Consider the following 17,983-nt stretch of genomic DNA (forward strand, 5'->3'; position numbering starts at 1 on the left):
GGATCAATTCCTGGAGCGTCGTGGTCGGGCGATATCAGCGCGAGCGCCGCTGCACATACACCGCCGCGACGATGATTGCAGCCTTCACGACGAGCGCCGCCGCATCGGGGATACCGTGCGCGAGCAGCGTGTAGCGCAGCAACTGGATGATCAGCGCGCCGATCAGCGTCCCGCCGATATACGCCTTCCCACCCGTCAACGCCGTACCGCCCACCGCGACTGCCGCGATCGCATCGAGTTCGATGCCGAGCCCGACCACATTCGCATCGGACGACGAGTTCACCGAAATCGAAATCAGGCCGGCGAGACCCGCGAGACCCGCGCAGATCGTGTACGCGATCAGCTTCGTACGCGAAGTCGGAATACCGCACAGATACGCCGCTTTCTCGTTGCCGCCGGTGACGAGCAGGTACTGCCCGAACAGCGTCTTGCGCACGATCCACGCGAACAGCGCGACGAGCGCGAACATCAGCAGCACCTGGAACGGCACGCCCGCGACCTTGCCGAGTGCGATCCACTGGAACGCGGGGTTGTCGAACGCCTGCAGGCTGCCGTCGGTGACGACCTGCGCGATGCCGCGTCCGGCGATGAATAGCACTAACGTGGCGACGATTGGCTGCACCGATAATCGCGTGACCAGCAACCCGTTGAACGTGCCGCATACCGCTGCGGCCAGCACCGGCAACACGAACGCGAGCGCGATGCCGAGCGCGCCGTCGATATGCATGAACAGCATCGGCGCGAGCGCACCGGCGATCGCCATCGATGCCCCAACCGACAGATCGATACCCCCCGTCGCGACCACCAGCGTCATGCCGATACCGACGATCACGATCGTCACGACCTGGGTCAGGTTGACGTTGAAGGTTTGCAGCGACCAGAAGTGCGGCGTGAAGATGAGATTGAAGACGAGCATCGCGAGCAGCACGGCGATCTCGCGCTGGATCGTGAGCCGGTGACGTTTCTTCACCGCCGCTGCCGGCGCAGAAGGTGCAGCAGCGGTTGCAGTAGCAAGCGGAGCTGCGCTGTCGTTGCGCAACGAATCATGAGCCATGCCGGCTGTCCTCCGGGTGCGCGGCGTCTACCGCTTCCGCCAGTGCCGACTGGCCTTCGCTGCCCCACGCAATGGCGTCCATGATTGCGGTTTCGCTCATTGCAGCACCATTCAGTTCGGCGACCGTGCGGCCATCGCGGATCACGACCGCGCGGTCGGCAACGGCGGTCAGTTCTTCGAGTTCGGATGCGGACAGCAACACCGCAAGGCCCGCATCGCGCAGATCGCGCACGATCTTCGCGACGTCCGCTTTGGCGCCGACGTCGATGCCGCGCGTCGGTTCGTCGAGCAGCAGCAGCGTCGGTTGCGCGGCCAGCCAGCGCGCGAGCAATACCTTTTGCTGATTGCCGCCCGAGAGCTCGCGGATCGGTTGATCTGGACTGCGCAGCTTGATGCCAAGCGATGCGACGAAGCGCTCGACGATCGCCTGCTGCTGTTTCCGGTCGACGATGCCGTGCTTCGCGAGCGTGCGCAGGCACACGAGCGTGAGGTTGTCGCGTACCGACAGCTCGGGCACGATGCCGTCGCCCTTGCGGTCTTCGGTCAGATACGCGAGGCCGCGCGCAATCGCATCCTGCGGCGATTTCAAGGCGACCGTTTCGCCGCCGATCTCGACCGTGCCGCGTTCGAGCGGATCGGCACCGAACATCAGACGCATCGTCTCCGTACGTCCCGAGCCGAGCAGCCCGGCAAGTCCGACGGCTTCGCCACGATGCACGTCAAGCGAGACATCGTTGACGAGCGGCCGCGCGCCGACCTTGCGCACGCTGATCGCCGCTTCGCCGCGACGCGCGAGATGCACTTCACGTTCGGCGGTATCGCCTTCCACGACGGCGGCGAGCGTACGGCCGAGCATCGTCGTGACGAGCTGGCGCTTGTCCATGTTGGCCATCGTGCTTTGTGCGACGGTCTGTCCGTCGCGCATCACCGTGACGCGATCGCAGAGCGCATACAGCTCATCGAGCCGGTGCGACACGAAGATGACCGCGCGGCCGTCGTCGCGCAGCTTGCGCACGACGGTGAAGAGCAGTTCCACTTCGCGCTCGTCGAGCGACGACGTGGACTCGTCCATGATCACCATCTTCGCGTCCGCCGAAACAGCACGCGCCAGCGCGACCATCTGCTGGATCGCCGTCGAATAGCTGCCGGCCGGCTTCTTCACATCGACCTGCAAACCAAACGATTCGAGCAGCTCGGCGGCACGGCGCTGCACCGTGCGCCAGTCGATCAAACCGAAACGACGCGGCTCGCGGCCGAGAAAAATGTTTTCCGCCACCGAGCGGAACGGCACCAGGTTGATCTCCTGGTAGATCGTGCTGATGCCCGCTTCGCGCGCGGCCTTCGGGCTGCGGAAATCGATCTCGCGACCTTCGAAGCGCACGCTCCCGCCGGTGCGCCGGTACGCGCCCGTCAGGATCTTGATCATGGTCGACTTGCCGGCGCCGTTCTGACCGATCAGCGCGTGCACTTCGCCGGCTGCGACGCTCAGGTTCGCGCCGCGCAATGCGGGCACGCCGCCGAAGCTGATCTGGATGTCCTGCATATCCAGCAGCGGCGAACGAAGCAAGTCTGGAGAGGGTGGCGCCTGGCTGGCGGATGCCGTCACGGGGTCCTCCGGATGCGATGCTGTATTTCGCGCGGCAGGCACACTGGCCGCGCCGCAAGATGATGGTACGCCGGACAAAGCGAAGCGGCGGCCCGCGCGATGCTCTACGCCTGTTGCGGGCGCGCCGCTTCCAACCTTCCCGTCAGCGGAGCGCTCGACGCTCTCCGCTCACGCACTGCCCGTGAACCGCGGAGCGGGTCGCGTTGCACGCCGGCCCCGCGTTACCTCGTTACGTTTCGATCAATAGCCGTACTGCATGCTCTGCTGCACGTTGCTCTTGTCGTAGAAGCGATCCGAGACCTTCACCCACGTCGGAATCTTTTCGCCCTTCGCATAGCGCTGCGCGACATCGCAAGCCAGAGGACCGAAGAACGGGCTCGACTGCACGCTCGCGCCGAGTTCGCCAGCGGCGATTGCGTCCATGCCGCCCTTCGTTCCGTCGATCGTCACGATCTGGATGTCCTTGCCCGGCTGCTTGCCGGCTGCCTTGATCGCGGCAATCGCACCAAGCGCCATTTCGTCGTTGTGCGCGTATACCGCGGTCACGTCAGGATGCGCCTGCAACAACGTCTCCATGACCTGGCGGCCTTTATCGCGCGCGAAATCGCCGCTTTGCGACGCGATGATCTGCATGCCTGGATTCTTCGCGATGACTTCGTCGAAGCCCTTCTTGCGATCGTTGGCAGCCGAAGCGCCGGTGGTGCCTTCGAGTTCGATGATCTTCGCCTTGCCGCCGGTCGCCTTGACGAGCCAGTCGGCGGCGCGGTGACCCTGATCGATGAAGTCCGAACCGATGAACGTGATGTAGTCGCGACCCGCTTTGGCCACCGACTGATCGACATCGCGATCCACGAGGATGACCGGAATGCCGGCCTTCTTCGCCTGCAACACGACCGGTGCGAGCGGCTTTTCTTCGCGCGGCGGGAACACGAGCAGATCGACGTGCTGCGCGATCATGCTTTGAATATCGGACACCTGCTTCGAGTTCGAGCTGTTGGCGTCGGTCATCACCAGTTGCCAGCCGCATTTGGCGGCGACGTCCTTGAAGCTCTTCGTTTCGGCAAGCCGCCACGGGTTATTGCTTTCGGTCTGTGCGAAGCCGACTTTCAGCGGGGTCTTGTTCGGCAGCTTGGGGAGCGCGTCGTCGGCATGTGCCGCGGCCGCCCCGAGACCGAGTGTCAATGCGAGTGTCAGTACCTGAAACGATCCGGCCAGCGGGCGAACCCGTAGACGGCTCAACTGCCGATTGTGCGACGCCATGTCTTCCTCCAGTGCCTGGTGGGTTGCTTGTGCTTTTGTGGTGTTGCGGTCCGGCGCATCCCCACGCGAAGATTCCCGGACCCGCCGATTATTTCACCCGAAATTATTATTGGTCAATCACTAATAATATTAATCACGGGCTGTTCCGCCTCGGTAATTACCCTCACCGAGCTGCGTTCGACCAACGGCCCATCGAGTTTGACCATGCGGTGCCGCACCGGGGCACCGGCGGCACGGTTGTGCTCTTCCTGCAGCAGGGTTTCGACGGCCCAGCGGCCCAGCTCGTAGTTGGGCAGCACGACCGTGGATAGTGCCGGATGTGTGTGACGCGCAATCTCCTGGTCGTCGTAACCGAGCACCGAAACGTCTTCGGGCACGCGGTGGCCGAGCTGCTTGAGCGCTTCGATTGCGCCGAGCGCCATCAGGTCGTTCGCACAGAAGATCGCGGACGGCGGATTCGGCTCGCGCATCAACGACAACGTTTGCTCGAAGCCGGTGCCGGAGCTCCAGTCGCCGTCGCGCACCAGCTCGGGCGTGTACGGCAGGTCGGCGGTGGCGAGCGCCGTGCGGTAGCCCTTCAGCCGGTCTTTCGACGCGTCCTGCCACGGCTCGCCGTTGATGTAGCCGATCCGCCGATGGCCGGCGCGCAGCAGGTATTCGGTCGCGATGTGGCCGCCCGCCACCTCGGCCGGCACCACCGACGACTGGCCTCCTTCGCTCGTGTAGCAGTTCAGCAGCACGGTCGGCACGCGCGACAGCGCAGCCGGCAGGCTGACCTTGCGCGTGTAGACGGTTGCGTAGACCACGCCGAACACGTTGGGGCTCGAGAGTACGGTGTCGAGCACCTGCTGTTCGATGTCGGCGTTGCCGTGAGTAGAGTAGACCGCGAGCATCTTGCCGTTCGCGTAGGCCGCGTCGCGCGCGCCGTCGATGTTGACGACCGGGTGCGGGCTCGTCGAGATCTCGTCGGCCAGGTAGACGATCAGGTTGCGTTCGTCCTTGGATGGCGCGACCGGTGCGCGCGTCGCGAGCCGGTAGCCGAGATCGTGGGCCGCCTTCAGCACCTTGTTGCGGGTGGCTTCGGAGAACTTGGCTCCCGTCGCGTTGTTCAGCACCAGTGAGACTGAAGATTGGGACACGCCGGTGAGTTTGGCGATGTCAGTCATCGTAGGACGGCGTTGAGTCGATTTCTTCATAAGGCTGTCCGCGCGGGCGCGGCGGCAAGAGCAGGAAATGCCGGGAAACCGGCTGGATTGACGGTAACACTAATAATATGCGCCCGGCAACGCGCCAAAACCCGTCTAAATGGCTCTACAGGGCGCCGCCGTGTACTGGAAACATATGACAATTTATTACTAATAATATTGACCAATCCCGCTGTGTCGTGCGATTCTCAGTCGCGCCGGGTCGTTTCTGACCCTCAACCGCCGTTTCTATCCGACCATGCGCGACGCATCTTCGAGTACCGCCGTATCTGTTCCCCGCGCCGCGCCGTCCCGCGCGCCGCACGCCGACGCCGCCTTGATCGAACTGGCGAGCGGCGACACACGGTTGACGGTGGCACCACATATCGGTGGCTCGATTGCGTCGTACTACGATGTCTCGACTGCCGGCCCGTTACATTGGTTCCGGCCAGCGACGCAATCTGCGCTTAACGCCGGTGATCCGCTGCAAATGGGCAGCTTCCCACTGTTTCCGTACTGTAACCGCATTCGCGATGCGCGTTTCGAATTCGAGGGGCGCACGGTCGACCTCGCCGGCGACGGCAATCGCTTTCCGCACGCGTTGCATGGTCACGCCTGGCGTCGCGCGTGGCGGGTCGGTACGCGCACACCGAGCGCGCTCGAACTGCATTTCGAACACGTGCCGGACGTCCGGCGTCGCGGCGACTGGCCGTTTCGCTACGACGCGCAGCAGCGTATCGAGTTGATCGGCGGCGCGCTGCATCTGACGTTGAGCGCGCACAACCGCTCCGATCGGCCGATGCCGTTCGGTATGGGTCATCACCCGTATTACCCGCGCACACCGAACACGCAGGTGCATGCGCAGGTGCAGGCGATGTGGCACGCGGACCGCGACGTGTTGCCGACGCATCTGGGCCCGCACCCGGCCGTCGATGCATTGCGCCACGGCATGTCCGCCGATGCGTTCGATCTCGACAATAATTTTGCGGGCTGGGCGCACGAGGCGATCGTGACGTGGACCGACGAGCGCCGGCGCCTCACGCTCACGGCCGAAGCGCCATTCGATCATCTGGTGGTGTTCGCTCCGGCGAACGAAGATTTGCTGTGCGTCGAGCCGGTGACGAACACGACCGACTCGTTCAACGCAGGTGAGACACCCGAGCACGCAGGCGGCCAGGTGCTGATGCCAGGTGAAGCGATTACCGCGCGCATCGTGTGGACGCCGCAGCGTTTCTGATGAGCCGGGTTCAACCGACCTGCAAGCGCGCCATATACGGAAGATGATCCGACAGCCACGCCGTTTCCTGGGCCGGCGGAATCCATTCGATCGGTTTCATGTCGCGCACGAACATCTTGTCGAGCGCGAGCGCCGGCGAAAACGCCGGGAACGTTCGCCCTGGCTCGCCCAGCAACGTGGCAACTTCATGCAACCCGTGCTCGCCGAACAGCGGCACCGAGTCGTTGCGCCAGTCGTTGAAATCGCCGGCCAGTACGAGCGGCCCACTCGGTGCTTCCTTCGAGATCCAGTGTGCGATCCAGTTCATCTGCCGCAGCCGCGCCGCGCGCGTGAGCGCAAGATGTGCGCACAGCAGCGTCACCGAGTGACCCGCGAACGTTGCACGCGCAACCAGCAGGCCGCGCCGCTCGAAACGATGCGCGGAAATGTCCCAACGTCCGCCGAGGTCGAGCGGATGCGGCGACAGGATCGCATTGCCGTGCCGCCATGACGGCTTGAACACATTCGGCCCGAGCGCGATTTCGAGTTCGAGCGCGCGGGCGATTTCGGTGGCCTGGCAGTGCCAGACATCGTCGGCTGGATCGGTGAGCGGCGCGCCGAACGTGCTAGACAGCACGGGCGCCGGCATGCGCCGCGCCATCGCTTCCTGCAGGAAATACGCATCGGCGTGAGTCGACTGTACCCAGCGCTGCATCGCCTGCCATGCCTGGAAGCCGAGCGGCGAGCGACCCTTGTGCAGGTTCCAGCTCACCGCAATGAAGTCTTTCGGCTGCGCGATGTCGCGAATCAGATCCTCGGGGTTTCGCATGCCGCGTTGTCCACGTCTTTTGTCGATGTCATGAGTGGTTCGCGAGACTCGCGCGTACCCGGTAGGCGAGCGTCGGACTCTTGTCGACGATCGTCCATGTAGTCCATTCACCAGTCTTGACCTGCAGGCCGGGATGACTGGCGTTCACGACGCGCGGTTGCGGCGGCAGCTTGCAGCCTTCGCTGGTTTGCTGCGCGTTGTCGTCTTCGAGGGTTTCCTGTGCGTCGATGGCGAGCGTCACCGTGTTCGCGTCGGCCTGGGTCGGCGACACGGTGAGCGTGCGCGACAGATCGATGCTGCCACCCGGTTGATCCTTGCAGCCGACGTTGTGTTGCACGACATGATGATGCGTGTCCGTGCGCGCCTGGCCGACGGTCGTTGTACCGTCGAATGCGTCGATCTGCTGGCCGTCGCGCATCACCTGCAACTGCCATTGCACGACCGGCTGCGCAGACTCCTGCGCATGAGCGAGCAACGCAGTGCCGAACAGCACGGCGACGATACTGGTTTTCCACATGAGAACGATCTCCGGCGCCTGAATTCTGCCGATGGAACAGGCGCCCATCTTACGCCTTATGGCAATAACGGTTCTCTGACAGCCAATCGCGCGACGGGTTCTGCAAGAGTGCATTTCAGCTGATGTCGGGAATTCGCATCACCCAGCTAGAGCATGCGCTGTGCCTGTTAGCAGCAAACCCATGCGGCTGCTCGCTTGCGTGCAGATTGTGCATCGCTACACTGACTTATAACGGTGCGCAAAAATGCCGCACCGGCGGGTCCAGCACGACGGGGTGAACGATGACGACAGCCATGATCAAGCAGGAAATCGCCGTGGCGTCGTTCAGCAAGGTCTACGATCTCGACCGGATCGAGACCGCGCTGAACGAGCTTGGCGATGGTGCGAACGACGCGTTGCGCACGACGTACGAGAAGATGCTGAAGATCGGTAACCTACGCTTCTGCGTCAAGCCGAACCGGATGCCATCGATCGACGATCTGATCGGCGCGCTGCCGAACTTCGAAGAACCGCTCGACGATGTGCGCCGCCAGGTCGCGCTGTGCATCGAAACCGAGGACCGGCTCGAGCTGATGCCGATCCTGCTGCTCGGCGACCCCGGCATCGGCAAGACGCATTTTGCGAAGCATCTCGCGCGACTGCTGGGCACTGCCTATCACTACATCGCGATGAGTTCGCTCACCGCAGGCTGGATACTGTCAGGTGCATCGTCGCAATGGAAGAACGCAAAACCGGGCAAGGTGTTCGAGGCGCTCGTGCACGGCAGCTACGCAAACCCGGTCATCGTAGTCGATGAAATCGACAAGGCTACCGGCGATTCGCAATACGATCCGCTCGGCGCGTTGTACGCCTTGCTCGAACACGATACGGCGCAGACCTTCATCGACGAATTTGCCGAAGTGCCGATCAACGCGGGCCACGTGATCTGGATCGCGACGGCAAACGATGAACGCGCGATTCCCGAGCCAATCCTGAACCGCATGAACGTGTACGAGATTCCGCCGCCCGATCGCGACGGCGCGCGCCGCATCGCGCAGGCGATCTACGATGAAATTCGCACCGCGCACGGTTGGGGCGTGCGTTTTCCGACGCAACTCGATGATCGGACGCTCGACGCGCTGACCCAGGCGTCGCCGCGCGAAATGCGCCGCGCGATCCTCAACGGATTCGGCGCGGCGCGGATTGCCGGTCACGAGCAGATCGAACCCGACGACATTCGTCTCGACTACGGCACGCGTCGCAAGCCGATCGGATTCTGAACGCTTCTGCGTCTCTTTTGTTCCGCGTCGTACAATTTCGACAAATGCGGATGAGGTTCGCGGCGACACACGGCGCGTTGTAGCGCGTTTGTGTCGCTCGTGACCACACCCTGTTTCCATCCAGCAGCCAGGCAGCAACCGAGCGAGACGAAGCGCGGCGCGTAGCGCCGCTGCGAGACCCATGGATCAGATCGAATGTGTAGTGATCGGCGCGGGCGTAGTAGGCCTCGCCGTGGCGCGCGCGCTGGCGGCGCGCGGACGCGAAGTGATCGTTGTCGAAGCGGCGGAAGCGATCGGCGTCGGCACCAGTTCGCGTAACAGCGAAGTGATCCATGCGGGGCTGTACTATCCGCGCGGTTCGCTAAAAGCGTCGCTGTGTGTGCATGGTCGCGAACTGCTCTACGAATATTGCGCGGCACGCGGCGTACCGCATCAGCGATGCGGCAAGTTGCTCGTTGCAACTTCGCCTAACCAGATTCCACAGCTCGAAAGCATTGCGGCGCGCGGCAAGGAAAACGGCGTGCTCGATCTGCTGCGGATCAGTGGCGCGGAAGCGCAGGCGCTCGAACCGGCGCTGCACTGTGTCGCGGCGGTGTTTTCGCCGCAAACGGGGATCGTCGACAGCCATCAGTTGATGCTTGCGCTGCAGGGCGATGCGGAACGCGACGGCGCGGTGTGCGCGTTTCATGCGCCGGTCGAATCAATCGAAGCCAGCAACGGGCGGTTCATCGTCAAAGTGGGCGGCGCGGCACCGACCACAATCAGCGCCGCCTGCGTCGTGAACAGCGCAGGGTTGTACGCGAACGCACTGGCGCGCAGCATCCGCGGGCTCGATGCGCGACATGTGCCGCCGCTATTTCTCGCGCGCGGCAGCTACTTCAGCGTGTCGGGTCACGCGCCGTTTAGCCGCCTCATCTATCCGATGCCAAACGATGCGGGACTCGGCGTGCATCTGACCATCGATCTCGGCGGCCAGGCACGCTTCGGTCCCGATGTCGAATGGGTCGACGCGATCGGTTACGACGTCGATCCGCATCGAGCGGACTCGTTCTATGCTGCGATCCGCGCGTACTGGCCCGCACTGCCCGATGCGGCGCTTCAACCGGCCTATGCCGGCATCCGGCCGAAACTCTCCGGCCCGGGCGAACCCGCCGCCGACTTCCTGATTCAGGGACCGGCCGCGCACGGTGTGCGGGGGCTCGTCAATCTGTTCGGAATCGAGTCGCCGGGATTGACGGCATCGCTAGCAATCGCGCAGCGCGTCTGCGAACTTACCGGCTACGCATAACCGCGTGCCTGCGCTCGCGTGTCGCAGTAGCGATTCGTTTATCTCTGTCATTTGAGCGAGCACGCACGGGCGCTTCGTTGCTATGCTTGGGGAGCGTCGTCGTCAGAACGGCGTCAGTTCAATAAGAATGGAGTGAGTCCCCATGAAGTCATCCCGTCGTACGTTTTTGATTACGAGCATCGGCGTTGCGTCGACGCTCGCGCTGTCCCGCCAGGCGTTCGCAGCCGATGCCGCAAAGGTGACCGAAGCCGATCCGACCGCGCAGGCGCTCGGCTACAAGGAAGACGCCACCAAGGTCGACAAGGCGAAGTATGCGAAGTACGCCGCCGGCCAGGATTGCGGCAACTGCAGCTTCTACCAGGGCAAGGCCGCCGACCCCTGGGGTGCCTGTCCGATGTTCGGCGGCAAGCAGGTGTCCAGCAAGGGTTGGTGCAGCGCCTATAACAAGAAGGCCTGATTCCAGCGGAGCAGCGCTGGCTGCGCGTGGCGTGAATGCGGAACCGCGACAGGTTCACCCACGCGCAGGCATTAACGGCGGCCGCCGGTCGAACCACGGGCGCGCCGCTTCCAGTTGTGCCGCCAGCTGCAACAACATCGCTTCAGCGCCCGCGCGCGCCGCGAACTGCACGCCGACTGGCAACCCGCGCGCATTCCAGTACAGCGGCACCGACATGGCAGGGTGCCCGGTCATATTGAACAGCTCCGTGCAACCGGCCCACGCAAACGCCTTGTTCGATGCTTCGGTGAGCAGTTTGCGCATCAGCGGTTCGAGCGGTAGCGCCGTGACTGCGCGCATCTGCATACGCTCCCACGACGTTGGTTTCATCTCGCCGATCCTGATCGGCGCGGATGCGAGCGTCGCGCACAGGATCACGTCGTAACGCGACAGCAGATCGGTGACCCGGGCGGTGATGAGACGTTGTGTCTCGAGTGCGCCGGACAGTGTGCGCGCGCCGAACTTGCGACCGATGTGCGCCATCGCCCACGTGGCGATTTCAAAGTCCGCTTTCAGCGGTTTATGACCGGAGACACTTTCGGCATGCAGTACGGCATCTTCTGCGATCACCGACCACACTGCGAGGAACGCATCGCGTGCGGCGATGAAATCGACGCCGGATGAAACCGGCTCGATATGGTGTCCCAGCGATGCAGCCAGTTGCGCGGCGTCGTCGAGCGAGGCGCGCACATCGCCAGATAGCGCGGGCGCGAACATCGCTTCGGTCAGATAGCCGATATGCAGCGGCTTGACCGGTTCCTTCAGCGCGCCGACGAACGTGCCGGGCGCACCTGTCGGCAGGTGCGCGTTGCCCGACGTGAGATCGAGTAGCAGTGCGCTGTCGCGCACGCTGCGAGAGATTGCGTGATCGATGCCCATGTCGCCGGGCAGCGGATCGCCTGCTCCAGGCGTGCGGCCACGCGACGGCTTCAGTCCGAACAACCCGCAGCACGATGCCGGGATGCGGATCGAACCGCCGCCATCTGCCGCATGCGCAAGCGGCACGATGCCCGCGGCTACCGCTGCCGCCGCTCCACCGCTCGATCCGCCCGGCGTGTGATCGAGACTCCACGGGTTGCGGCACGGCCCGAATAGTTCGGGTTCCGTGTACGGCATCTGGCCGAGTTCCGGCGTGTTCGTCTTGCCGAAGATGTTCAGACCGGCCGCTTTCGAGAGCGCGACGATTGGTGCGTCTTCGGTGGGAACGTAGTGGCGAAAGTGGCGGCTACCCATCGACAGACGCAAGCCCGCCATCGCCGCACCGAGATCCTTCATCAGATACGGCACGCCGGCGAGCGGCCCCTGCCCGGTGCCATTCGCCTCAAGGCGCGCGGCGCGCTGACGCGCCGCGTCGTAGTCCTTCAGGACGATCGCATTGATCGCCGGATTGACTGCCTCGGCACGCGCGATGGCGATGTCGAGCAACTCGCGCGCGCTGGCTTCGCGCGTGCGGATCAGTTCGGCGAGGCCGGTTGCGTCGTGCGCGAGGTAGTCCGCTTGCACGCGTGCTTTACAGCCGTTCGCCGAGGAACGTCAGCGTGCGGCCATGCGCAAGCGCCGACGCGTGCTGGTTGTACGACGCGCGGTCGGTACAGTTGAAGCCGTGGTCCGCGCCGGCATACACATGGAATTCGGCGTCGTCGCGACCGGCGAAACGCTCTTTCACTTCACCGACCGCCGACAACGGAATGCCGTGATCGAGTTCGGCGTAGTGGAACAGCATCGGTACCTTGATCTTCGGCGCTTCGTCGAGCGCGTTCTGGATGCCGCCGCCGTAATACGCGACCGCTGCGTCGACCGTGCCCTGCGCTGCTGCGAGGTAGGCGAGCCGGCCGCCGAAGCAATAGCCGATCGCCGCAATCTTGCCGGTCACTTCAGGCCGCGCGCGCAGCGCCGCAGCGCTTGCGCCGATATCGGCGACCGCGAGACCGACATCGGTCTTCTGCATCAGCTCGATACCTTTATCGCGGTCCGAGCCGGCGTAAGTCAGCTCGACGCGCGGTTGCGTGCGCCAGAAGATGTCCGGCGCAAACGCGACATAGCCGTCGGCCGCGTACTGATCGGCGACCGTGCGGATGTGGCTGTTCACGCCGAAAATTTCCTGAATGATGATGACCGCCGGTCCCTTGCCGCTCTGCGGCAGCGCCAGATAACCTTCGAAGCTGTCGGCGCCGGCCGGAATGTCGATCCATCGCGAAGTCGTGCTCACACTGTTCTCCTGGAACAAAAGCGGTTGATGTCGGGGCTGGTCAGTGTGCCATCAAAAGAACAGGCTTGCAGTGCGGGCGCCCGGCCGATCGCGATGCGCTCCGTCGTGCCCGTAAGCGGATTGAAACGATCTCGATTATTCGTTTTTTGGCACTGTGGACATCCCGGCATCCCGCCATTGAAGTGCACCGCACTCACGCGCTCGTTTTCATCAATTGTTCTTGTGTTTGCAATGGCTATTCAAACTATTAACGGTATTGTCGTCTCTATCTTTAGCTGGACTGTTGGCGGAGCATCCGGCGCACCGGGTACCTGGCGGAAACCCGCATGGGCTGGTGCTTTCCGTGTATCACTGGGGTTTCTACGAGGGCTCTTATCGAATAAGCGCTATTGGTAGTGATCCCAGTTTCCCAAAAAAATCCCCTAAATTAATTTGATCGCCTACACTTGCGCGCAAGTACGGGTAGGCACCTGTCACAAACAGGTCGACACACGTGCTGGCCAAGTGCATGAACGATGCATCCGGCGTGATCGTCCACGGGACAAGCAGGGATGGAGCGGGGGCACAGGGCGATTACGTTGCTTATGGGACCGAAACTGGAGACTTACATGAATATCAAGCTTCAAAAGCTGTTGCCGATCAGCGCTGCGGCCATGCTGTTCGCTACGATGGCAACGACCGCGGTGGCGGACGAGGTCGTCAAGATCGGTCACGTCGCACCGCTGACCGGCGGCATTGCCCACCTGGGCAAGGACAACGAAAACGGTGCACGCCTCGCGGTAGAAGAAATCAACGCGAAGGGGCTCACGATCGGCGGCCAGAAGGTCACGCTGCAACTCGACGCACAAGACGACGCAGCTGACCCGCGCACCGGTACTCAGGTTGCACAGAAGCTCGTCGACGACAAGGTCGTCGCCGTGGTGGGCCACCTGAACTCCGGTACCTCGATTCCGGCATCGAAGATCTATAGCGATGCAGGCATCGTGCAGATCTCGCCGTCGGCAACGAACCCGGCTTACACGCAACAGGGCTTCAAGACGACGTACCGCGTGGTCGCGACCGATGCGCAGCAAGGTCCGGCACTCGCGAACTACGCAGCAAACCAGTTGAAGGTGAAGAGCGTCGCGATCGTCGACGATTCGACCGCGTATGGCCAGGGCCTCGCGAACGAATTCGAGAAGAAAGCCAAGGCGCTCGGCTTGAACGTGATGTCGCATGACGCGACCAACGACAAGGCCGTCGACTTCCGCGCGATTCTGACGAAGATCAAGGGCGAAAACCCCGACGCGATCATGTACGGCGGTATGGATGCCACCGGCGGTCCGTTCGCTAAACAGGCCAAGCAGCTCGGCCTGCGCTCGAAGGTGCTGGCAGGCGACGGTGTGTGTACCGACAAGCTGTCCGATCTCGCCGGCGACGCTACCGACAACATCGTCTGCTCGGAAGCCGGTATGGCGCTCGAAAAGATGGCGGGCGGCAAGGCGTTCGAAGCGAAGTACGAAAAGCGTTTCGGCCAGCCGATCCAGATCTACGCACCGTTCACGTATGACGCTGTGTACATCATCGTCGATGCAATGAAGCGTGCTAACTCGACCGATCCGGCAAAGATCCTGGCAGCAATGCCTGCGACCGACTACAAGGGCGTGATTGGCGAAACGACGTTCGATTCGAAAGGCGACCTGCAGCACGGCGTGATCTCGCTGTACAACTACAAGAACGGCAAGAAGTCCGTGCTTGACGTCGTGAAGATGTAATTCCCGACGTTGCCGGGCGGCGGGTCGAACCTGTCGCACGGCATCGAAGCAGCACGAAAAAGGCACCCGGGTTAAACCCCCGGGTGCCTTTTCTTTTGGTGGGCGGCGTGAGACGCTATCGTCAGAACAACAACCTGACTGAGAGGCTGCAATGACACGTCCGATCGACGACGAATGGCGTCGGTGGATTGCCGAGAACCTGTTGCTCGACGTTCCGCCCGATGCACTTCAGGCCGCGCTCGTTTCACACGACTTCGCCGCGGAAGACGCCGCGCGCGAGGTACAAGCCGCGCTGGCGAGTCCCTATCTGCTAGGCAGTACGCGACTGCGCAATCGTTTGCGCAAACGCGAATGGATGCTGTCGGTGTACGGCACGCTGAACCGGCTGCGCGCGAATGGCGGCACGGTGGAGCGCCGCGAGAAATTGACCCACGACGAATTCTTCGAGCAGTACTACTTTCAGAACCGGCCGGTGATCATCACCGGCACGTTCGATACGTGGCCCGCGCGCACGAAGTGGAGCTTCGACTACTTCCGCGAGCGTTGTGGCGATTGCGAGGTCGAGGTGCAGTTCGGCCGCGAAGCCGATGCCAACTACGAGGTCAATCAACCGAAGCTCAAGCGCATGATGCGCTTTCGCGACTACGTCGATCTGATCGAGCGCAGCGGCCGCACCAACGACTTCTACATGACGGCGAACAACAACTCGCACAATCGTGAAGCGTTGGTGGACTTATGGTCGGACGTCGAGCCGATTCGCGCGTATCTCGATGCGGAGTCGCCGGATAAGGGCTTTTTCTGGTTTGGGCCGGCCGGTACGAAGACGCCGTTCCATCACGATCTGACCAACAACTTCATGGCGCAGGTGATCGGCCGCAAGCAGGTGAAGCTGGTGCCGCTGTGCGATACGCCGCATATGTACAACCATCTGCATTGCTACTCGCAGGTGGACGGCAGCGCGGTCGACTTCACACGTTTCCCGGCATTGCAGAACGCGCAGCTGATCGAATGCACGCTCGAGCCCGGCGATCTGTTGTTCCTGCCGATCGGCTGGTGGCACTACGTCGAAGGGCTGGACGCGTCGGTCACGATGACGTTCACGAACTTCCTCGAACGCAATGACTTCGGCAGGACGTACGAGACGTATCACGAGCTGTGAGTCGCGTAGCGGGTCTGGCTGGGCGATAGCGACGCTTCAAGAAAACGGCGGACCGTTGTTAGCGGTCCGCCGTGCTTTCTGCAGTGTTGATACGTTGCCGTTATTTCTTCGGCGTCGTGCCGAGCGAACCGAGTCCGCCGAGCAGGCCGCCGGACGACGAAGTACTCGAGCCGCCGGTCAGTCCGCCGGTGAGCGAATTGAGCAGGCCGGTCACCGGTGCGAGCAGACCGCCCAGGCCGCCCGAGCCGCTTGAGCCGCCTGTTCCGCCTGAGCCACCGGTCGTTGCGCCCGTTGCGCCACCGAGTGCGCCGGTCACAGACCCGAGCAGACCGGTGACAGGGGCGAGCGGGTTCGAGCCTGAGCTTCCCGTTCCGCCGGTCGCACCACCGAGTGCGCCGGTCACGGATCCAAGCAGACCGGTGACAGGTGCCAGCGGATTCGAACCGGTCCCGCCGGTTCCTCCGGTAGCCCCACCGAGACCGCCTAGCACGCCAGTCAAACTTCCGGTGACGTTAGTGAGCAGACCGGTGACAGGCGCGAGCGGACCCGTGCTGCCGCCCAGTGCGCCGGTGAGTGTTCCGGTGACGGTGTTGAGCAGGCCGGTCACAGGCGCGAGCGGTCCACCGCCTGAGCCAGAACCCGATCCGCCGAGTCCACCGCCCAGACCACCCAGCCCGCCGAGCGTGCCGGTAAGCGTGCCAGGCAGTGAGGTGAGCAGGCCGGTGAGCGGCGCAAGCGGATTGCCCGAGCTCGCGCTTCCAGAGGTCAGCAAGCCACCTGCCGAGGTGACGGTGTCGCCGACCTTGGTGACGATGTTGCCGAGGTTCTGACCGATCGGATTGCCGGTCGCTCCGCTGATCGCACTGCCGGCGGAGTCCAGACCATGGCCGATGGTCGAGAGCAGGCCGTTGAGCGGTGCGCCCAGGCCGGTCGCATCGCCGATCGTTTGGGTGGTCGCCGAGACGGTCGAGGTAATCGGCGTGATCGCCGAGCTGACAGCCTGCGTGACCTGCTGGATCGGCCCGGTGGAGATCGCTGTGCCAAGCTGTGTACCGAGACCGCTGACGGCATTGCCGATGGTCGATACAACGCCACCGAGCGGAGTCGTGAGCGGGCTCAGCGGTGCGGTAGGTCCAGTACCGAGGCTCGTGACCAGTTGTCCAACGTTGTTGACGGCCTGTCCGGCGTCATAGACGACATTGCCTGAACTGGCGAGGGTGATGCCGAGCGGGTCGGTGGCCTTGCCGAGCTGGCCGAGGCCGTTCGCCGTTCCGTTGCCGAGCGCGGTCACGCCGGCGCCGAGGTTAGAGACGACGTTGCCGAGCGCAGCGGTCGTCGCGGGGTTGCCGCCAGGAATCGGCGTGAGTCCGATCTGGCTACCGATCGCGGAAACCGTCTGGCCAGTCGCGGTGACGATGTTGCCGGTCTTCTGGACGACGGTGCCGATGGCGTTGGCGCTAGGTGTCGGTGTGGGCGTCGGAGTCGGTGTGGGCGTCGGCGTCGGCGTAGGAGTCGGCGTCGGAGTCGGAGTAGGCGTCGGTGTCGGTGTCGGTGTCGGTGTGGGCGTCGGAGTAGGCGTCGGCGTCGGGGTTGGCGTCGGGGTGGGTGTCGGCGTCGGAGTGGGCGTAGGCGTCGGCGTCGGCGTCGGCGTGGGTGTCGGAGTAGGCGTAGGCGTAGGCGTCGGAGTAGGCGTAGGCGTTCCTCCGCCTCCACCCCCACCTCCGGTGCCGATGGTTCCGCCACCGGAGCCACTTCCCGCACCACCTGGTTTAGTAACGGTCGATCCGCAGCCTGTCAGCGCGATCAGTGACGATACACACATTGCGATCGTCGTCATTTTGATTTGGCGATTCATGTTGGGCTCCCCTCGTAAAGAATCTAGTGGAGAAGTCAACTGCAAGCGCTATGCCAACCTCTCCAGCAACCGGTACAAACCGCCGAGGCCAATGGAATCAACGGAAAGAGATCGCGACAGTCCGTCGATGCGGCTCGCCGGCCGCGATGTGTCGTGGAACAGGCCGCCGTGTATGCGATGCGTAACGTAACGCGCAACGGTTTCGCGTCCCTGGGGAATGCGGCCGTTGCCTTGTCATGCAGAACTGGAACTGTCGAGCTTTAGCGCCGCAGAGCAATCAGCGACGCTCGAAAAAAA

General features: G+C 63.4%; 15 protein-coding genes. 6 read left to right on the forward strand and 9 right to left on the reverse strand.

The genetic code is table 11. The features are described from left to right. Window positions 1-34 precede the first annotated feature (34 nt). From M0D65_RS20130 to M0D65_RS20145, 4 genes are all read right to left on the reverse strand, one after another. Window positions 35-1,054 (reverse strand): ABC transporter permease, encoded by a 1,020-nt coding sequence (locus M0D65_RS20130; protein WP_091019502.1) that lies wholly within the window; start codon window positions 1,052-1,054, stop codon window positions 35-37. Continuing rightward, the gene (locus M0D65_RS20135) at window positions 1,044-2,597 is read right to left on the reverse strand and encodes a sugar ABC transporter ATP-binding protein (protein WP_266254427.1); all 1,554 of its coding nucleotides are present in this window, start codon (window positions 2,595-2,597) and stop codon (window positions 1,044-1,046) included. Before M0D65_RS20135 ends, M0D65_RS20130 begins: the two co-directional genes overlap by 11 nt. A 303-nt stretch (window positions 2,598-2,900) precedes the next feature. Next, window positions 2,901-3,920, reverse strand: a complete 1,020-nt coding sequence (locus tag M0D65_RS20140; protein ID WP_266254251.1) for an ABC transporter substrate-binding protein — start codon at window positions 3,918-3,920, stop codon at window positions 2,901-2,903. Between the two features lie 113 nt (window positions 3,921-4,033). Then, entirely contained in the window at window positions 4,034-5,086 is a 1,053-nt protein-coding gene (locus M0D65_RS20145; RefSeq protein ID WP_266254252.1) for a LacI family DNA-binding transcriptional regulator, read from the reverse strand. A gap of 277 nt (window positions 5,087-5,363) precedes the next feature. Here M0D65_RS20145 and M0D65_RS20150 point away from each other — a divergent pair, with 277 nt between their 5' ends. Beyond that, window positions 5,364-6,341 carry an aldose 1-epimerase gene (locus tag M0D65_RS20150; RefSeq protein WP_091019511.1) on the forward strand — a complete coding sequence of 326 codons (978 nt, stop codon included), beginning with the start codon at window positions 5,364-5,366 and terminating at the stop codon, window positions 6,339-6,341. A gap of 10 nt (window positions 6,342-6,351) precedes the next feature. Here M0D65_RS20150 and M0D65_RS20155 read toward each other — a convergent pair whose 3' ends face one another. Together M0D65_RS20155 and M0D65_RS20160 are read right to left on the reverse strand one after the other, a co-directional pair. Then, window positions 6,352-7,149 (reverse strand): endonuclease/exonuclease/phosphatase family protein, encoded by a 798-nt coding sequence (locus M0D65_RS20155; RefSeq protein ID WP_266254253.1) that lies wholly within the window; start codon window positions 7,147-7,149, stop codon window positions 6,352-6,354. Window positions 7,150-7,177: 28 nt separating this feature from the next. Then, window positions 7,178-7,666, reverse strand: coding sequence for a hypothetical protein (locus tag M0D65_RS20160; RefSeq protein WP_266254254.1), 489 nt, complete (start codon window positions 7,664-7,666; stop codon window positions 7,178-7,180). Between the two features lie 281 nt (window positions 7,667-7,947). Here M0D65_RS20160 and M0D65_RS20165 point away from each other — a divergent pair, with 281 nt between their 5' ends. The 3 genes from M0D65_RS20165 (at window position 7,948) to M0D65_RS20175 (ending at window position 10,670) form a co-directional block, all read left to right on the forward strand. Beyond that, window positions 7,948-8,925, forward strand: a complete 978-nt coding sequence (locus M0D65_RS20165; RefSeq protein ID WP_266254255.1) for an AAA family ATPase — start codon at window positions 7,948-7,950, stop codon at window positions 8,923-8,925. Window positions 8,926-9,106: 181 nt separating this feature from the next. Then, window positions 9,107-10,213: an NAD(P)/FAD-dependent oxidoreductase gene (locus M0D65_RS20170; protein ID WP_266254256.1), complete on the forward strand. Its 1,107-nt coding sequence runs from the start codon at window positions 9,107-9,109 to the stop codon at window positions 10,211-10,213. Window positions 10,214-10,355: 142 nt separating this feature from the next. Then, window positions 10,356-10,670, forward strand: coding sequence for a high-potential iron-sulfur protein (locus M0D65_RS20175; RefSeq protein ID WP_091019523.1), 315 nt, complete (start codon window positions 10,356-10,358; stop codon window positions 10,668-10,670). Between the two features lie 54 nt (window positions 10,671-10,724). Here the strand turns inward: M0D65_RS20175 and M0D65_RS20180 are convergent, their stop codons facing one another. After that, complete coding sequence (locus M0D65_RS20180; RefSeq protein WP_266254257.1) at window positions 10,725-12,212, reverse strand: amidase; 1,488 nt, start codon at window positions 12,210-12,212, stop codon at window positions 10,725-10,727. A gap of 7 nt (window positions 12,213-12,219) precedes the next feature. Beyond that, window positions 12,220-12,918 carry a dienelactone hydrolase family protein gene (locus tag M0D65_RS20185; protein ID WP_266254258.1) on the reverse strand — a complete coding sequence of 233 codons (699 nt, stop codon included), beginning with the start codon at window positions 12,916-12,918 and terminating at the stop codon, window positions 12,220-12,222. 608 nt (window positions 12,919-13,526) lie between these two features. Between M0D65_RS20185 and M0D65_RS20190 the strand changes: the two genes are divergently transcribed. Both M0D65_RS20190 and M0D65_RS20195 read left to right on the forward strand, forming a co-directional pair. Then, the gene (locus M0D65_RS20190; RefSeq protein WP_091019530.1) at window positions 13,527-14,672 is read left to right on the forward strand and encodes a branched-chain amino acid ABC transporter substrate-binding protein; all 1,146 of its coding nucleotides are present in this window, start codon (window positions 13,527-13,529) and stop codon (window positions 14,670-14,672) included. A 151-nt stretch (window positions 14,673-14,823) separates the two neighbouring features. After that, a complete protein-coding gene (locus M0D65_RS20195) occupies window positions 14,824-15,831 on the forward strand; it encodes a cupin-like domain-containing protein (protein WP_266254259.1) in 1,008 nt (335 codons plus the stop codon). Between the two features lie 100 nt (window positions 15,832-15,931). On the opposite strand, the gene M0D65_RS20200 is transcribed toward M0D65_RS20195, so the two are convergent. Further along, window positions 15,932-17,686 carry a collagen-like triple helix repeat-containing protein gene (locus M0D65_RS20200; RefSeq protein ID WP_266254260.1) on the reverse strand — a complete coding sequence of 585 codons (1,755 nt, stop codon included), beginning with the start codon at window positions 17,684-17,686 and terminating at the stop codon, window positions 15,932-15,934. Between the last annotated feature and the right edge of the window lie 297 nt (window positions 17,687-17,983).

Origin of the sequence: Paraburkholderia sp. CHISQ3 (assembly GCF_030464945.1) — a bacterium.
Taxonomy (GTDB): Bacteria; Pseudomonadota; Gammaproteobacteria; order Burkholderiales; family Burkholderiaceae; genus Paraburkholderia; species Paraburkholderia megapolitana.

Excerpts from the sequence above, each read along its gene's own strand:
- M0D65_RS20175 (WP_091019523.1), top strand. The coding sequence starts at position 10,356 with ATGAAGTCATCCCGTCGTACGTTTTTGATTACGAGCATCGGCGTTGCG.
- M0D65_RS20150 (WP_091019511.1), top strand. The coding sequence starts at position 5,364 with ATGCGCGACGCATCTTCGAGTACCGCCGTATCTGTTCCCCGCGCCGCG.
- M0D65_RS20145 (WP_266254252.1), bottom strand. The coding sequence starts at position 5,086 with ATGACTGACATCGCCAAACTCACCGGCGTGTCCCAATCTTCAGTCTCA.
- M0D65_RS20160 (WP_266254254.1), bottom strand. The coding sequence starts at position 7,666 with ATGTGGAAAACCAGTATCGTCGCCGTGCTGTTCGGCACTGCGTTGCTC.
- M0D65_RS20130 (WP_091019502.1), bottom strand. The coding sequence starts at position 1,054 with ATGGCTCATGATTCGTTGCGCAACGACAGCGCAGCTCCGCTTGCTACT.
- M0D65_RS20165 (WP_266254255.1), top strand. The coding sequence starts at position 7,948 with ATGACGACAGCCATGATCAAGCAGGAAATCGCCGTGGCGTCGTTCAGC.
- M0D65_RS20140 (WP_266254251.1), bottom strand. The coding sequence starts at position 3,920 with ATGGCGTCGCACAATCGGCAGTTGAGCCGTCTACGGGTTCGCCCGCTG.
- M0D65_RS20195 (WP_266254259.1), top strand. The coding sequence starts at position 14,824 with ATGACACGTCCGATCGACGACGAATGGCGTCGGTGGATTGCCGAGAAC.
- M0D65_RS20155 (WP_266254253.1), bottom strand. The coding sequence starts at position 7,149 with ATGCGAAACCCCGAGGATCTGATTCGCGACATCGCGCAGCCGAAAGAC.
- M0D65_RS20170 (WP_266254256.1), top strand. The coding sequence starts at position 9,107 with ATGGATCAGATCGAATGTGTAGTGATCGGCGCGGGCGTAGTAGGCCTC.
- M0D65_RS20190 (WP_091019530.1), top strand. The coding sequence starts at position 13,527 with ATGAATATCAAGCTTCAAAAGCTGTTGCCGATCAGCGCTGCGGCCATG.
- M0D65_RS20200 (WP_266254260.1), bottom strand. The coding sequence starts at position 17,686 with ATGAATCGCCAAATCAAAATGACGACGATCGCAATGTGTGTATCGTCA.
- M0D65_RS20135 (WP_266254427.1), bottom strand. The coding sequence starts at position 2,597 with ATGCAGGACATCCAGATCAGCTTCGGCGGCGTGCCCGCATTGCGCGGC.